The organism is Bradyrhizobium sp. Pa8 (assembly GCF_052588265.1).
This window is the reverse complement of the sequence record NZ_CP176767.1, coordinates 1,057,861-1,072,586: the sequence shown is the minus strand read 5'-3', so window position 1 is coordinate 1,072,586 and position 14,726 is coordinate 1,057,861. Positions and strand designations below refer to the sequence as shown.

Sequence of the window (14,726 nt, the reverse complement as noted above, 5' to 3'; positions counted from 1 at the left end):
GCGCACGCGGTGAAATGGATTCCGGGTTCGATGCTACGCATCGCCCCGGAATGACGAGGCTTCAATACAGCGGCGGGATCTGCCCGACCTTGACCGGGCCGAGTAGCACGGCGCCGTCGACGAACTTCAGGGGGAAGCTCCTCGCCTTCTTGCCCTCAAGCGTGCTCTCGGTGCCGATCGAATTGATGCCGGCCGCGACGCCGGCATTGGCGTTCTGCTTGATGACCTTGCCGAGGCCGGGAACGGCGCGGTCGAGTGCGCCGAACAGATTGTTGAGGTCCTGCGACTTCACGCCGGGCGCGACGCGGTCGAGGGTGGCCTGCGGCACCCCCTCCTCCAGCATCTTCTCGATGCCGAGCGCCGGGATCACGCGCTCGAGGCCGGTCACCGTCATCTGCAATTCGCCGTCGAGTCGGCCATTGGCCGAGAGGCCGAGCGTTCCGGCCGCAACCGCGATCATCTCGCCCTGCTGGACGCGCGACTGCACGATCTCGATGTGACCGCCGGCGGCCTGGATCTCGCGGAAGCGTTGCGGCCACGGCTTTGGCGTGAGGTCGGAGAGGCCCGTGATCTTCGCGCGCGTGTCCGCCTCGAACGGCTCGGCGAGCAAGGGATGAACGCCCTGGATGCTGCCCTGCGCGACGTGCAGCACGGTCTCGATGACAGGATGATCCGACGGCGACCCGTCCGCGAGGCGACCGTGCAGTTCGACCTGCTTGGCACGCGCGAGCGGCACCTGCACGCTGCCGTCGAGACGATTGATGACGGGATCGTCGAACACGATGGAGGCGCGATCCGGCACCGCCGGCAGGCCGACCACGCTGCTGCGGCCCTTGCTCCAATTCACCACGAAGGTGTTTTGCGTGACGCCGTCAGTGAGCGTCGCCGGCGCGGAGAATTCGGCGATGACGCGCTTGGGATCGTAGACCTGAGCGACGACCAGGATGTTGTCGAGCCTGGCCGTGAACGGCGTCTTGCTGGCGTTCTGCGACACCAGGGCGACGCTGGCGCCGGAACACTGGACCTCGAAGCGGAACGGGAAGCCGGCGATCGAGCGCTTGGCGCAATCATAGATGCGGCCGGACTTGGCCTCCTGCGCCCGCCAGGCGTCTGCGGCGATTTCGGCCTGCGAGGCCGCATAGAACCAGAAACAGCTCCACGCGACGGCGAGGATCAGGAGGATAATGGGGGCGATGAAAAGGCCCCAACGGGGGCGGCGGCCTGTGGCAACGGTCATATCTGACATGCGGCGACCCTTTGACCTCAGATTTTGTCAAATGTAAGCGGGGTTCGGCCGCCCCGAAAGGCCGAGAATTCGCTTCGCTTGGGGGCGTCGTTCTGGTAGCCGTGCCCGAAATGTCGGAAATCACCCTTCCCTCCGTCACAACAGCCAAGGGCGACCTCTGGGTGTTCGGCTATGGCTCGCTGATGTGGCGGCCGGGCTTCGAATTCAGGGAACGCGTCCCGGCGCGGCTGGTCGGCGAGCACCGCGCGCTCTGCGTCTATTCCTTCGTACATCGCGGCACGCCGGAGCAGCCGGGCCTGGTGCTCGGGCTCGACCGCGGCGGCGCCTGCCGCGGCATTGCTTTTCGCGTCGCCGAGAAGGACCGCGCCGACGTCGTCGCCTATCTGCGGGCGCGCGAGCAGGTCACCTCCGTCTATCGCGAGGTGATGCGCTCGGTGTGGCTTGAGAACGATGCGCGACAGCGCGTTTCCGCGCTCGCCTATGTCGTCGACCGCGGTCATGTCCAATATGCCGGCCGGCTGTCGCTCGCCGACCAGCATCGCCATGTCGTCCAGGGCCATGGCCAATCCGGCGCCAACCGCGACTACGTGACGGCAACGGTGAAGGCGATCGAGGCCGAAGGTTTTCGCGACACGCAATTGCATCAGCTCGCGACCATGCTGCATGGTGATGCGCATTCGCTGCACGCGCCGGCTCCTGCCGAAGATCGCGAGAACCGCTAGCGCTCCGACGGCGCGTAACTCGGCGACGAGCCGATCAGCTGCTCCTGCTCTTTCCGGCCCGCTTCCACGAGACGAGCGGTCGCGTCTTCGATGGCGGTCTGCACGCGAGAGAGAAACTCGTCTTTCGGCAGGCCTGATGGCAGCGGATCGAGGAACTCGACCACCAGCGTGCCGGGATAGCGCATGAAGGTGCGGCGTGGCCAGAACAAGCCGGAATTGAGCGCGATCGGCAGGCACCGCACGCCACAGGATGAATAGATCTGCGCAAAGCCGGTCTTGTAATCGGGCGCAGCGCCGGGCGCCCGGCGTGTGCCTTCCGGAAAGATCACGAGCTGCCCGCCTGCGCGCACCGCCTCGCGCGCCCGCCGCGTCATGTCCAGCAGCGCCTTCACGCCGGCCTTGCGATCGATTGCGATCATTCCAGTCTTGACCAGGAACTGGCCGAACACCGGGATCTGCATGAGCTGACGCTTGAGGATGAAGATCGGACGGTTGAAGAAGCCCGGCAGCACGAACGTCTCCCAGAACGACTGATGCTTCGCCACGATCACCAGCGGCCCTGCCGGGATCTTCTCGACGCCGCGAAACTCGACCTTGATGTTGCAGATCACGCGCATCAGGAACAGCGTCGCCTTCGCCCACCATTGCGCGACCGTCAGCATGGCGCGCGGCGGCAATGCGAAGGTCGGCAGCGCCACGATCGCGAGACACACCAGCACGGCGTAAAACAGCACGTTGAACAGGAGCGAGCGCAGGAAAATCAAAAACATCGATGGTCCGATCAATTGGCCTGTGCCGTGGCGGGCCGCCTCTGCGCCACGCCTGCAGGCTGCTCCGACATCTCGGGCGAAAGGTCAATCCCGAAATCCTCCAGCCGCACCCTCAGCTCGGCGGCGATGTACTTGACGTATTCGGACAGGAGCAGCCGCAAGGTGGAAGGCGAGGTCCACCACGGCTCCTCGCGCCATTTTTCGCCGACCACTGCGAACGGGATCAGCGTGGTCTCCGGCATCGCATGCGAGAACTCCACCAGCGCGCGCGGCATGTGATAATTCGAGGTGACGACGATCAGCGATCTGAAGCCACGTCCCTCGGCCCAGCGCCGCGCTTCCGCCGCGTTGCCGCGGGTCGAGACCGCGGTGCGGTCGAGATCGACACAGCAATGCATGAAGGACTGGTTCTCCGGCAGCGTCCGGGAGATGTCGCTCGCCGTCGAGGTCGGGTGCACGCCGGAGATCAGGAGCCGCTTGCCGTAGCCGGCCGCCAGGAGCTCCATCGCATCCGACACCCGCGAGGAGCCGCCGGTCAGCACCACGATGCCATCAGCCTTGCGGTCCGGCGCGATCTCGGCGCCGCGCAATTGCGACAGGAAGGCAATGAAGCCCGCCGCCGCGCCGACGAAGACGAACGCGATCGTCGATACCAATGCCGCGCGCAGCCAGCCGCGCGGCAGTTTCGGCGATCGATCGTCGGTCGGCGAGGTCATATGATGTCGGTGATCCCTTCCCCGGATGATTTTAGGACGTTTTGAGGCGAAGTGGAGTCCGGTTTATCGGGCTCAATCGACGTCATTCAGCGTCGCGAACAGCGTCTGGCGCGAGGCTACCGCGGTGATGGCGCCGATCAGCACCGCCTGCACGGCGAGCACGATGTAGCCCGACGGCCGCAGCGAGAAGGTGCCGAGCAGAGCTGCGAACTGGTCGCCGACGGGGGTCCCGGAAAACCAGCCGGCGATCGACTCGGAGAAGCCGAACACCAGCATAGCGGCGCCGCCGCCGATCACGCCGCCCTCCAGGCCCAGCCTGAGGAAGTGACGCAGGAAGCGGTTGGCGATGTACCGGTCGCCGGCGCCGACGAAATGCAGGACCTCGACGATCGGGCGGTTCGCCGCCATGGCGCCGCGGGTCGCGAACGAGACCGAGATGATGGTCGCGATGATGACGAGGGCGAGGATGCCGATGCCGGCGAGCACAGTGGCGTTGGTCATCGAGCGCATCCGCTCGATCCAGGCGCGGTGATCGTCGACGCTGGCGCTTGGGGCGGCCTGGGTCACGCGCGCGCGCAAGGCGCCGAGATCGAGCGGCGTGCCGGGCTGCACGCGCGCGATGATCATGCGCGGCACCGGCAAATCATCCATCGACAGGCCGGTGCCGAGCCAGGGCTCGAGCAGCTTGCCGCTCTCGTCCTTGGTGAACGGCTTGACCTCGACGATGCCGGCCTGCGCGCGCATGGCCTCCGTCACCGCCGCGGTGTCGCGATCGAGATCGCGGCCGGTCTGCGGGCGGACCTGGATGGTGATTTCGCTTGCAACGTCCGACTGCCATTCCGCGGCGGAGGCGCTGACGAGCAGCACCGTGCCCGTGGTCATCGAGGCGAGGAAGGTCATGATGGCGACGACGGCAACCAGCGCGCGGCCGTGGATCGAGGCGCGCGGCACGATCGGCGACATGTTGCGCGCCTTGGGCGGAAGCTGCGGACGCTCCTGTCCGAGATCGACCAGCACGCCGCGGTCGTCGGGCCTACTCATAGACGTGCAGCCGCCCCTGGTGCAGCACGAAGCGTCGCGCCTCGTACTGGTCCATCAGGCCGATGTCGTGGGTGGCGATGATGACGGCGGTACCCGATTTGTTGAGCTCGATGAACAACCGCAGCAGCCGGCGGCCGAGCGTCGGATCGACGCTGCCGGTCGGCTCGTCGGCGAGCAGGAGCTGCGGCCGCGAGATCACGGCGCGCGCGATCGCCGCGCGCTGCTTCTCGCCGCCGGACAGAATCGGCGGCAGCGCGTCCATGCGGTCACCAAGGCCGACCCAGCGCAACAGATCGATCACCTCCTTGCGGTAGCTCGACTCGCTGCGGCCCATGACGCGGAACGGCAAGGCGACGTTCTCATAGGTCGTCATGTGGTCAAGCAGGCGGAAGTCCTGGAGCACGATGCCGATGCGCTTGCGCAAATCCGCGATCTCGTCCTTGCCTAGCTGCGAGATGTCGTGGCCGAACAGATTGACGAGGCCGCGCGTCGGCCGGTGCGACAGGAACAACAGACGCAGCAGCGAGGTCTTGCCGGCGCCGGACGGGCCGGTGAGGAACTGGAAGGAATGCGCCGGAATCTCGAAACTGAGGTCGCGCAGAATCTCCGGCCCCAGTCCGTAACGCAATCCGACATTTTCGAACCGAACCAAGCTCAGCTCCGTTCGAGAGGGGGCGCGGGCCGCGCTGCTGCGCTCCGCCACACGCGATCAACGGGTTTTGCGGCCGTTATGGTTTCCGGTTCGTTAACGGTCGCTCTGTAGCATCTGGGATGCCCGGTTCGCCGCGACCGAAGCATCGTCAAGACCAGTCCGTGCATCAAGGCTCGTGTCCATGCATATCGTCTGCCCCCATTGTACGACATCCTACGCCATCAAGCCCGCGAGCCTGGGGGCGAACGGACGGACGGTCCGCTGCTCCCGCTGCAAGGAGACCTGGGTCGCCTATGCCGAGGATGCCATCGAGGAGGCGTCCGTCCCGGCCATGGCGGCGGCCCGCCAGGCCGACGACCAGTCCGACCTCGCCGAGCAGTGGAACTCCTACGCCAGGGACGACGGCGCCGCCGACACGCCTGTCGTCGACAGCCCCTCGATCGCCAGCGACTGGCCGGCCGAGGACGCCCAGGAGACCGAGGACGAATGGTCAGCGGCGGCCCGCGCCGCCGAGGATGACGTCGCCGGCGCGCAGCACCAGTCCTGGTTCCGCGGCCTGTTCAGCCGCCGCGGGGCACGGGTGAGGCGTCAGGCCCCCACCGAGGCCGCGCGAAAATCCCATTTCGGCCTGCCGACCGCCTGCGCCGCCATGGGCGCGCTGGTGCTGGCGCTGGTCATCTGGCGCGGCGACATGGTCCGGCTGCTGCCGCAGACGGCGGCGTTCTACAAGATGATCGGACTCGAAGTTAATTTGCGCGGGCTGGCGTTCAAGGACGTCAAGCTCTCTAGCGAGACCGTGGACGGTAAGCAGGTGCTGGTGATCGAGGGCGTGATCGTCGGTCAAAGCAAGAAGCCGCTCGATATCCCGCGGCTCCGCTTTGCGGTGCGCGACGCGCAGGGGGCGGAGATCTACGCCTGGAACACCGTGCTGGAGCAGACCGTGCTGCAGCCGGGTGAACGCGCCTTCTTCCGCTCGCGCCTGGCCTCGCCGCCGCCGGAGGGTCGCAATATCGACGTTCGCTTCTTCAACCGACGCGACATTGCCGGCGGCAGCGTATAATCGATTTTGCAGATCCCGCGAGGAAGGTTGGCCGTGAGGTTGGTCCCAAGGTTGGTCTCATGCCCAAAATCCTGATCGCCGACGACGAGGATTCGATGCGCCAGCTGGTCGCGCGCGCCATCGCCATGGATGGCCACGAGACCGTCACCGCGCAGGACGGCGCCGAGGCGCTGGAAATCCTGACCCGCGAGAACGGCGCGTTCGATCTCCTGCTCACCGACATCCAGATGCCGGTGATGGACGGCATCGCGCTGGCGCTCTCCGCCGCGCGCGATTTCCCTGACCTCACCATTTTGCTGATGACCGGCTTTGCCGACCAGCGCGAGCGCGCCTCGAATTTGAATGCGCTGGTGCATGACGTCGTGACCAAGCCGTTCTCGGTGGCCGACATCCGTACGGCGGTTGCGGACGCGCTGGCAGCGAAGAAGGCGTAGCGGGCGTCGTATTCCGCTGTCATGCCCCGGCCTTGACCGGGGCATCCAGTACGCCGCGGCCTCTCGGTTCAATCACAACCGGTCTCTGGAATACTGGATCGCCCGGTCCCGTCTCCGCCAAGGGTCTTCTCCGGGCCAAGAACTCACTTGGCCGCCGAAGCCTTAGCGAAGCCGGCAAGCCGGGCGATGACACCGATCTTGGCGCAACACCGGCGAACGCCAGCGCTAGCTGTCAAACACAATCACGCTGCGCAGCGTCTTGCCGGCCTTCATGTTGGCAAAACCCTCGTTGATCTCCGCCAGTTTCAGCTTGGCCGAGATCCAGTCTTCCAGGTGCAGGCGGCCGCGCAGGTAGAAATCGACCAACCTCGGCATGTCCACGCGAAAATGGTTGGAGCCCATCGATGAGCCCTGGATCCTACGCTCACGCAGGAAGTCGAAGCCGTGCAGCTCGATCTTCTGGCCGAACGGGATCATGCCGACGATGGTGGCCGTGCCACCGGACGCCAGCATGCCAAAAGCCTGCTCCGCGGTCTCCTTGCGGCCGAGCACCTCGAAGGAATGATGCACGCCGCCATTGGTGAGGTCGCGGACCTGCTTCACGACGTCGCCGTCGGCGGGATTGATGATATCGGTCGCGCCCAGCTTGGTCGCGAGCTGGAGCTTTGCCGGATTGGTGTCGATCGCGATGATACGGCCCGCGCCTGCGATCTGCGCGCCGTTGATCGCGGCCATGCCGACACCGCCACAGCCGATCACGGCCACGGTCTCGCCGGCCGTCACCTTCGCCGTGTTCACCACCGCGCCGTAGCCGGTGATGACGCCGCAGCCGATCAGCGCGGCGAGGTCGAGCGGCATTTCCTTCCGGATTTTGACGATCGCATTCTCGTGCACCAGCATCTGCTCAGCGAAGGACGAGAGGTTGAGGAATTGATGCAGCTTCTCCGGCTTCGACCATTGCATCCGGTTGGAAGCGCCCGGCAGCAGCTTTACGGTGGTGTCGGTGCAGAGCACCGTGCGGCCGGTGGTGCAGTTGTCGCAGGTGCCGCAGAACACCGACAGGCACGTCACGACGTGATCGCCCGGCTTCACATAGGTGACGTCGGAGCCGACCTGCTCGACGATGCCGGCGGATTCGTGCCCGAGCACCGCGGGCAGCGGATGCGGATAGAGACCTTCTATGAAATGCAGGTCGGAGTGACAGAGGCCCGCGACCGAAGTCCGGATCAAAACCTCGCGCGGGCCCGGCTTCGGCAGGCTGACATCCTCGATGACCAGCGGCTGATTGACTTCATAGAGGACGGCGGCCTTCATCGAGCACTCCCTATCGCGTTTTTTGATTTGATCGTGGCGCGCAGCCTACGCCGCCAGAACCAGTTCGCCAACCTCGCTCATGCCGGCATCGCGGTCACCGAGCAGCAGCGCTGCGATCTTCGCTTGCGCGGCATTTTCCGTCAGCCGGAACGGATCGCTCGGCGACACGCGATGGTCGATGACGAGGCGCGACAGCAGCAGCCGGCGCGCATCGCCGCGCATCTCGTGGATGCGATGCGCTTCCCAGGCGAGCGCGACCGCGCTTGCGACGTGATAGAGCAGGCTCGTCGCGCGGCGCGCATCGGCCTCGTTCTCGGAATTGCCCGCGACCTCGCGCGCGAACCCGACGGCGCGATCGACGAGACCACGCAAATTGTCGCGCCAGGCCTGCGGGACCGACGCGCTATCATCGAGCCGCGCATGCAGATCGGCAGCGAGCGCGGATTCTGCGCCGTGGCGGCCGACCGCGCGCCGGAGCGCATCGATGGCGACGATGTTGCCGGTGCCCTCCCAGACCGAGCCGAGATGCGCATCGCGCAGCAGGCGGGGCGTGGCGAATTCCTCGATATAGCCGATGCCGCCGCGCATCTCGAGCGCGTCGCCGCAAACCTTGCGCGCATCGCGCGTCGCACGGAACTTCAGCGTCGGCGTGAGGATGCGCAGCAGCGCCGCAGCATCCTGACTGCCAGCCTCGGCGCGGTCGAGTGCGTCGGCGGTCAGAAAACTCATCGACAGCGCCTGCTCGACCGGCAGCATGATCTTCAGCATCTGCCGGCGGCCGAGCGGCAGATCAATGATGCGCTTGCCGAACACCACGCGGTTCTTCGCCACCGTCATCGCATCATGATAGGCGCGGCGCATCAGCGCGGTCGACTTGACACCGTTGGAGAGCCGCGACGAATTGACCATCTCGGCCATCTGCACGAAACCGCGGTCGAGCTTTCCGACGGCATAGGCGATCGCGCCTTCGAGCTTGATCTCGCCCGAGGCCATCGAGCGGGTGCCGAGCTTGTCCTTGAGGCGCACGATCCGATAGTGGTTCTGCGAACCGTCGTCGAGGAAGCGCGGCATCAGGAACAGGCCGACGCCGCGCGTGCCGGGGCCGGCGCCTTCGGGACGCGCCAGCAGCATCACGACCTTGGCATCTGCATTCGAGCAGAACCATTTTTCGCCATGGAGACGCCAATGGTCGCCCTCCCGCACGGCGCGCGTGGTCAGCGTACCGACGTCGGAGCCGCCCTCCTTCTCGGTCATGAACTGGCCGCCCTGGGTCAGCATGCTCATGTCGGTCTGGGTGAGACCGTCGAGGTATTTCGCCTTCAGCGCCTCGCTGCCGAAATTCGCCAAGAGCTTTGCGCAGCCGTCGGTGACGTTGATCGGGCAGCCCATGCCGAATTCGGTCTGGTTGAACAGGAAGGTGAAGGCGTGTTTTGCCACGACGGGATATTTGTCCGGCCAGCCCATGATGCCCTTGCGGATCGAAAGCGCGTGGATGCCGAATTCGCCGAACGCGGCGTTCTCCAGTTCGCGATAGGCCGGATGATATTCGATCCACTGCACGTCGCGGCCGAACTTGTCGCGCTGGTGCAGCACCGGCGTGTGCCGGTCGGCGAGCCGCGCGCAATCATCGAGATGACCGCCGGCGAGTTCGCCGAGGCGATCGAGATGCGGCTCGATGTGGCGGAACAGCGTGTCCGGCAGATGGATACGCAACAGATCAGTCAGCGCCGGATCGGCGCGATAGAAATTCATGCCTGACGTATCGGGCGCCAGCAGACCGGACGGTGCGGCCGCGACAGTTTTTGGCTGACCTGTGACCGGCTTGTGCATGATCGTCCTCTTCGGTTTCCGCCCTGCGAACATTTTGCGCTGTTTTGGCGCTTGCCGCGTTGATTGATGTCGATCATGCTCCAGTCGCGGATAGCGATAAAGCCGCAAATTGTCAGGGAGGCATGATCGCCGTGAAGGAGCAATTCGCTCTGCGGAATTGTGACCGACCCGGCTAGTTGTCCGCGCGGCGGATGCATAGATCAACGGCTTCCCGTCTCCGAGAGATCACGCCATGGAACATCCGAAATACAAGATCGCGCTCATCGTCGGCGCCGGCGAAGGCCTGAGCGGCTCGCTGGCGCGGCTGCTGTCTGCGCAAGGCATCCGCGTCGCGCTGGCCGCGCGCAAGATCGAGAAACTAGGCGCGCTCTGTAGCGAGACCGGCGCCAAGGCCTATGCCTGCAACGCCACCGAGCCTGAGGAGGTCGAGCGGCTGTTCGGCCTGGTCGAACGCGAGATCGGCACGCCCGATCTCGTCGTCTACAACGCCAGCGGCCGCACGCGCGGGCCGTTCGTCGATCTCGTTCCGGCCGATGTCGCGCAGGCGATCGCGATCAGCGCCTATGGCGGCTTCCTGGTGGCGCAGCAGGCGGCCAAGCGCATGCTGCCGAACAAGCACGGCGCGATCCTGTTCACCGGCGCATCCGCAAGCGTCAAGGGCTATGCGCAGTCGGCCTCGTTCGCGATGGGCAAGTTCGCGCTGCGAGGGCTGGCGCAGAGCCTGGCGCGCGAGCTCTCGCCGCAGGGCATCCACATCGCGCATTTCGTGATCGACGGCGGCATTCGCAGCGCGGCGCACGCGGAACCCGCCGAGAAGCCGGATTCGATGCTCGATCCCGACGCGATCGCGCAGAGCTATTGGAACGTGCTGCAGCAGCCGCGCAGCGCCTGGAGCTGGGAGCTGGAGCTGCGGCCGTGGGTGGAGAAGTTTTGAGGCGTTAAAGCAACAACAACCGTCATTGCGAACGAAGCGAAGCAATCCAGAGATGTCTCCCCGGATACAGACTGGATTGCTTCGTCGCTTCGCTCCTCGCAATGACGAAGGGAGAGAGCGGAGATGACCACGGAAACCACCATCGATACCGGCACCAATGAACTCCTCTGCGTCATCCGCGACCGCGTCGCGGTGATCACGTTGAACCGGCCGGATGCGCGCAACGCGCTGTCGGACACCTTGACGCCGGCACTGCGGACGATGATCCGCACCTGCGGCGAGAGCCCCGAAGTCGGTGCGCTGCTGATCACCGGCGCGGGCGCGGCCTTCTGTGCCGGCGGCAACGTCAAGGGCATGGGCGCGCATCGCGACCAAGCCAAGCTCGACATGTCCTTTGATGACAAGGTCGCCGATCTCCAGGAACGGCAGCGGCTGCTCACCGGCGCGCTGGTGTCGGTGCGCAAGCCGACCATCGCGGCGCTACCGGGGCCTGCGGTCGGCGCCGGGCTCGCCATTGCCATGGCCTGCGACATCCGCATCGCCGCACAATCGGCCTTCGTCGCCACCGGCTACGCCCGCATCGCGCTGAGCGGCGACTACGGCATCGCCTGGCTGCTCACCCGGCTGGTCGGCACCGCGCGGGCCCGCGAACTGCTGTTCACCGGCGATCGCGTTGACGCCGCGCGGGCCGAGGCCATCGGCCTCGTCAACCGCGTCGTTCCCGACGACAAATTGCAGGCTGAAGCCTTTGCACTCGCCAAGTCGCTCGCCGAAGGCCCGCGACTTGCGCTCCGCTACATGAAGGACAATCTCGACGAGGCCCTGCTGTTCGATTTCGAAACCGCCCGCGACCACGAAGCCGGACGGCTGATCCGCCTGACCACGACCGCTGATCACAAGGAAGCCGTGCAGGCCTTCATCGAGAAGCGGAAAGCGGTGTTCACGGGGAAGTAGGCATTCGACAATCCTCGACCGTCACCCTGAGGCGCCGAAGCGAAGCGCAGGCCTCGAAGGGCGACGGCCCGACTGTTACCGCAGGGAATCGAATGCCGGGGCGACAGCGGGGCCGTTCGTCTTTCGAGGCTCTCCATGGGACGCGTTGCGTCCCATGCCTCGCACCTCAGGATGACGGAGAGCGAGCGGGGCACGAATCCCGGATTGCGCTCCGCTCCATCCGGGCTACGCAGTTGACGATTTGGCGGGCGCCTGCGCGAAATCCACGAACGCGCGCAGCGCTGCCGGCAATTGGCGGCGGCTTGGATAGTACAGGAAGAAGCCGGGATAGGCCGGACACCAGTCGGCGAGCACGCGAACCAGCTTGCGCTTGGCGAGCAGCGCTTCGACCTGTGCTTCGAACACATAGGCAAGCCCAGCGCCATCCAGCGCGGCATCGACCATCAGGTCCTGGTCGTTCATCGTCAGCGGTCCAGTGACGTCGATCGCGAGCTCGATGCCGCCGCGCTCGAACTCCCAATGATAGAGCGCGCCGGAGGTGAAGCGGTAGCGGATACAGGGCAGGCCTTTCAGGTCGCGCGGCGTGGCGGGCGGCTTGTGCGACTTGAAGAACGCGGGCGCGCCGACCACGGCAAAGCGATGCCGCGGGCCGATCGGCACCGCGATCATGTCGGCGGCGATGGTCTCGCCGAAGCGGACGCCGGCATCGAAGCCGGCCGCGACCATGTCGATCAGGGCGTCGTTGATGACGATCTCGACGCTGACATCGGGGAATGATTTCAAGAAGCGCGTCACGATCGGCAGCAGCACCAGCTGCGCGGACTGGCGCGCGGCAGTGAAGCGCAGCGTGCCGGCGGGCTTGCCGCGGAAATTGTTGAGGTCCTCGAGCGCGTCGTCGATGTCGCGAAAGGCCGGCGTGATGCGGGCAAACAGCCGCTCGCCGGCCTCGGTGAGCGCGACGCTGCGGGTGGTGCGGTTGACGAGGCGCAGGCCGAGCCGCTCTTCGACATTGCGCAAAGCGTGGGAGAGCGCCGATGGCGTGACGCCGAGCTCGGTCGCCGCCGCGCGAAAACTGCGGTGGCGGGCGATGGCGAGGAAGATCGCGAGGTCGGACGGGTCGATCCGCACTGATGAATTCTGCTCAGGAGCTTGCGAAACATATAGCGGATTATCTCAGCTATGGCGAGCCGCTACACCTTGCCCATCGGCTTCGGCACATCGCCGGGCCAAAATGGAAAGGGCGACATCATGCGTGTCTGGTTCATCACAGGAGCATCGCGCGGATTTGGCGGTTTGATCGCCGAAGCCGCCTTGAAGGCCGGCGATGCCGTAGTCGCGACCGCGCGCGATCCGTCCACCGTCACCGCGCGCCTCGGCACGCACGAGCGCCTGCTGGCCACCCGGCTCGACGTCACCAGCGAGGCCGAGGCGCATGAGGCGGCGGGCCAGGCCGTGAAGCGCTTCGGGCGCATCGACATCCTCGTCAACAATGCCGGCTATGGCCTGCTGGGTGCGATCGAGGAGGCCAGCGACGCGGAGACGCAAAAGCTGTTCGGCACGAATGTGTTCGGCCTGCTCGACGTCACCCGCGCGGTGCTGCCGCATATGCGTCGCCAGCGTTCCGGCCACATCATCAACATCTCGTCGGTCGGCGGCTACACCGGTTATCCCGGCTGGGGCGTCTATGGCGCGACCAAGTTCGCGGTCGAGGGGATCAGCGAAGCGCTGGCCGGCGAAGTCGCGCCGCTCGGCATCAAGGTCACCGTGGTCGAGCCGGGCTTCTTCCGCACCGACTTCCTCGACGATACCTCGCTGTCGCGCACCGCGCAGGTGATCGACGACTATCACGAGAGCGTCGGCAAGACCCGCGCTCACGCCGCCGAATTCAATCACGGTCAGCGTGGCGATCCGCGCAAGCTGGCGCAGGCCTTCCTGACGCTGGTCGATGCCAAGAACCCGCCGCTGCGCCTGCCCCTCGGCAGCGACACCGTGGAGCGGATCGAGGCGAAGAACCTCTTCGTTGCACGGGAGCTGGCGGGATGGCGGTCGGTCGCGACCTCGACCGATTTCACCAATGACGGCGCTTAAGCGAAGGCAAAAAAAGGCCCGGCTCTGGATGACCAGGCCGGGCTCGGAGTGGTGTCAGGCCGAGGCTGAGGGGCTGTCGGCCTGACGGGAAAGGGCGGCGAGGCGCCAGCTCGCACAGGGAATGTCTTTCGGTGCGACGGCGATCTCCTTGTCGAAGCGCACCAGCTTCCAGTCGTCGGGATGATTGACGAAAGCGAAGCCGGATTTGCGGGCGAGCGAGATCATGGTCTCGTTGGAACGCAGGGTGTCGCCGAACATGTGCTCGGCACCCAGCGCGGCCGCGCGGCACTCGAGATTCTTCATCAGCGCGGTAGCGATGCCGTGGCCCTGCCAGCGATCGTCGACCGACAGGCCGAACTCGAGCGTCGAGGTCTCGGCATGGAAGGCGTAGCGCGCTTCGGCGACGATGGTCTCGAAGCCGTCGACCATCTTCGTCGCGACAACGGAAAAGCGTTCGCGCGCTCCAACGTCGAGGAATTCGCTCAGCAGGCCCTTCGGCAATTCGCTGATGGCGCCGAAGAAGCGGTTGTAGCGGGAGCGGGTCGTGAGCGAGCGGAAATAGTGCTGAAGCTCCTCGGTGTCGCGCGGCTCGACGAAGCGAACGTTGATCGCCTCTCCCTGCCGGGTGCGCAGCGTGTCCGAATATTGCTTCAGATCTTCCAGGCGAAGAGTGCTCATGACACGAGCCCTGCGGAAAGAGGGACCGCCGGCGCCCCTGTGATCAGGCGGCGCCGGCCTGGCGGCCAATCAGGCCCGCCAGAAGGGTTTGTCAGCCTCGTAGGCGATGTCGGTCCAGGACAGGCCGACGTCGTGGAGATCGCGGGCCGTCCAGTGGGTCAGCTCACGCCGGGTACGGTAACGCTCGTGCCAGACGTGCAGCGTCTCGCCGATCTGCTGGATGAGACCAGGCCCATGATGATTTGTCATCGAATTCTGGGTCAAAGTAGACATTTTCAGCTCCTTGA

At 65.8% G+C, this 14,726-nt stretch carries 16 protein-coding genes; 6 read left to right on the top strand and 10 right to left on the bottom strand.

Annotation, left to right across the window (positions count from 1 at the left end; genetic code table 11):
- Nucleotides 1-61 precede the first annotated feature (61 nt).
- The gene (locus tag ACKWRH_RS05000; RefSeq protein ID WP_038942666.1) at nt 62-1,246 is read right to left on the bottom strand and encodes a DUF2125 domain-containing protein; all 1,185 of its coding nucleotides are present in this window, start codon (nt 1,244-1,246) and stop codon (nt 62-64) included.
- A 110-nt stretch (nt 1,247-1,356) separates the two neighbouring features.
- Here ACKWRH_RS05000 and ACKWRH_RS04995 point away from each other — a divergent pair, with 110 nt between their 5' ends.
- Entirely contained in the window at nt 1,357-1,968 is a 612-nt protein-coding gene (locus ACKWRH_RS04995) for a gamma-glutamylcyclotransferase (protein ID WP_028147288.1), read from the top strand.
- On the opposite strand, the gene ACKWRH_RS04990 is transcribed toward ACKWRH_RS04995, so the two are convergent.
- From ACKWRH_RS04990 to ftsE, 4 genes are all read right to left on the bottom strand, one after another.
- Nucleotides 1,965-2,738: a lysophospholipid acyltransferase family protein gene (locus tag ACKWRH_RS04990; RefSeq protein WP_445219564.1), complete on the bottom strand. Its 774-nt coding sequence runs from the start codon at nt 2,736-2,738 to the stop codon at nt 1,965-1,967. The two genes, ACKWRH_RS04995 and ACKWRH_RS04990, sit on opposite strands and share 4 nt — an antisense overlap.
- An 11-nt stretch (nt 2,739-2,749) precedes the next feature.
- A complete protein-coding gene (locus ACKWRH_RS04985; RefSeq protein ID WP_445219563.1) occupies nt 2,750-3,454 on the bottom strand; it encodes a YdcF family protein in 705 nt (234 codons plus the stop codon).
- A 72-nt stretch (nt 3,455-3,526) separates the two neighbouring features.
- Nucleotides 3,527-4,495, bottom strand: coding sequence for a cell division protein FtsX (locus ACKWRH_RS04980; protein ID WP_445219562.1), 969 nt, complete (start codon nt 4,493-4,495; stop codon nt 3,527-3,529).
- Nucleotides 4,488-5,147, bottom strand: coding sequence for a cell division ATP-binding protein FtsE (gene ftsE, locus ACKWRH_RS04975; RefSeq protein WP_014491659.1), 660 nt, complete (start codon nt 5,145-5,147; stop codon nt 4,488-4,490). Before ftsE ends, ACKWRH_RS04980 begins: the two co-directional genes overlap by 8 nt.
- Before the next feature lie 181 nt (nt 5,148-5,328).
- On the opposite strand from ftsE, the gene ACKWRH_RS04970 reads away from it, so the two are divergent.
- Together ACKWRH_RS04970 and ACKWRH_RS04965 are read left to right on the top strand one after the other, a co-directional pair.
- A complete protein-coding gene (locus tag ACKWRH_RS04970) occupies nt 5,329-6,207 on the top strand; it encodes an MJ0042-type zinc finger domain-containing protein (protein ID WP_445219561.1) in 879 nt (292 codons plus the stop codon).
- Between the two features lie 59 nt (nt 6,208-6,266).
- Nucleotides 6,267-6,641, top strand: coding sequence for a response regulator (locus tag ACKWRH_RS04965; RefSeq protein WP_028147294.1), 375 nt, complete (start codon nt 6,267-6,269; stop codon nt 6,639-6,641).
- Nucleotides 6,642-6,866: 225 nt separating this feature from the next.
- Here ACKWRH_RS04965 and ACKWRH_RS04960 read toward each other — a convergent pair whose 3' ends face one another.
- Nucleotides 6,867-7,955: a Zn-dependent alcohol dehydrogenase gene (locus ACKWRH_RS04960; RefSeq protein ID WP_445219560.1), complete on the bottom strand. Its 1,089-nt coding sequence runs from the start codon at nt 7,953-7,955 to the stop codon at nt 6,867-6,869.
- Between the two features lie 45 nt (nt 7,956-8,000).
- On the bottom strand, nt 8,001-9,785 hold the full coding sequence (locus ACKWRH_RS04955) for an acyl-CoA dehydrogenase family protein (protein WP_445219559.1): 1,785 nt from the start codon (nt 9,783-9,785) through the stop codon (nt 8,001-8,003).
- A gap of 232 nt (nt 9,786-10,017) precedes the next feature.
- Here ACKWRH_RS04955 and ACKWRH_RS04950 point away from each other — a divergent pair, with 232 nt between their 5' ends.
- Nucleotides 10,018-10,719 (top strand): SDR family NAD(P)-dependent oxidoreductase, encoded by a 702-nt coding sequence (locus ACKWRH_RS04950; protein WP_445219558.1) that lies wholly within the window; start codon nt 10,018-10,020, stop codon nt 10,717-10,719.
- A 123-nt stretch (nt 10,720-10,842) separates the two neighbouring features.
- Entirely contained in the window at nt 10,843-11,673 is an 831-nt protein-coding gene (locus ACKWRH_RS04945) for an enoyl-CoA hydratase (RefSeq protein ID WP_445219557.1), read from the top strand.
- A gap of 225 nt (nt 11,674-11,898) precedes the next feature.
- Here ACKWRH_RS04945 and ACKWRH_RS04940 read toward each other — a convergent pair whose 3' ends face one another.
- Nucleotides 11,899-12,801: a LysR family transcriptional regulator gene (locus tag ACKWRH_RS04940; protein ID WP_445219556.1), complete on the bottom strand. Its 903-nt coding sequence runs from the start codon at nt 12,799-12,801 to the stop codon at nt 11,899-11,901.
- 120 nt (nt 12,802-12,921) lie between these two features.
- Here ACKWRH_RS04940 and ACKWRH_RS04935 point away from each other — a divergent pair, with 120 nt between their 5' ends.
- A complete protein-coding gene (locus tag ACKWRH_RS04935) occupies nt 12,922-13,761 on the top strand; it encodes an oxidoreductase (RefSeq protein WP_445222625.1) in 840 nt (279 codons plus the stop codon).
- A gap of 54 nt (nt 13,762-13,815) precedes the next feature.
- Here ACKWRH_RS04935 and ACKWRH_RS04930 read toward each other — a convergent pair whose 3' ends face one another.
- Nucleotides 13,816-14,439 (bottom strand): GNAT family N-acetyltransferase, encoded by a 624-nt coding sequence (locus ACKWRH_RS04930; protein WP_445219555.1) that lies wholly within the window; start codon nt 14,437-14,439, stop codon nt 13,816-13,818.
- Between the two features lie 69 nt (nt 14,440-14,508).
- Nucleotides 14,509-14,712 (bottom strand): DUF1127 domain-containing protein, encoded by a 204-nt coding sequence (locus ACKWRH_RS04925; RefSeq protein ID WP_445219554.1) that lies wholly within the window; start codon nt 14,710-14,712, stop codon nt 14,509-14,511.
- Nucleotides 14,713-14,726 lie beyond the last annotated feature (14 nt).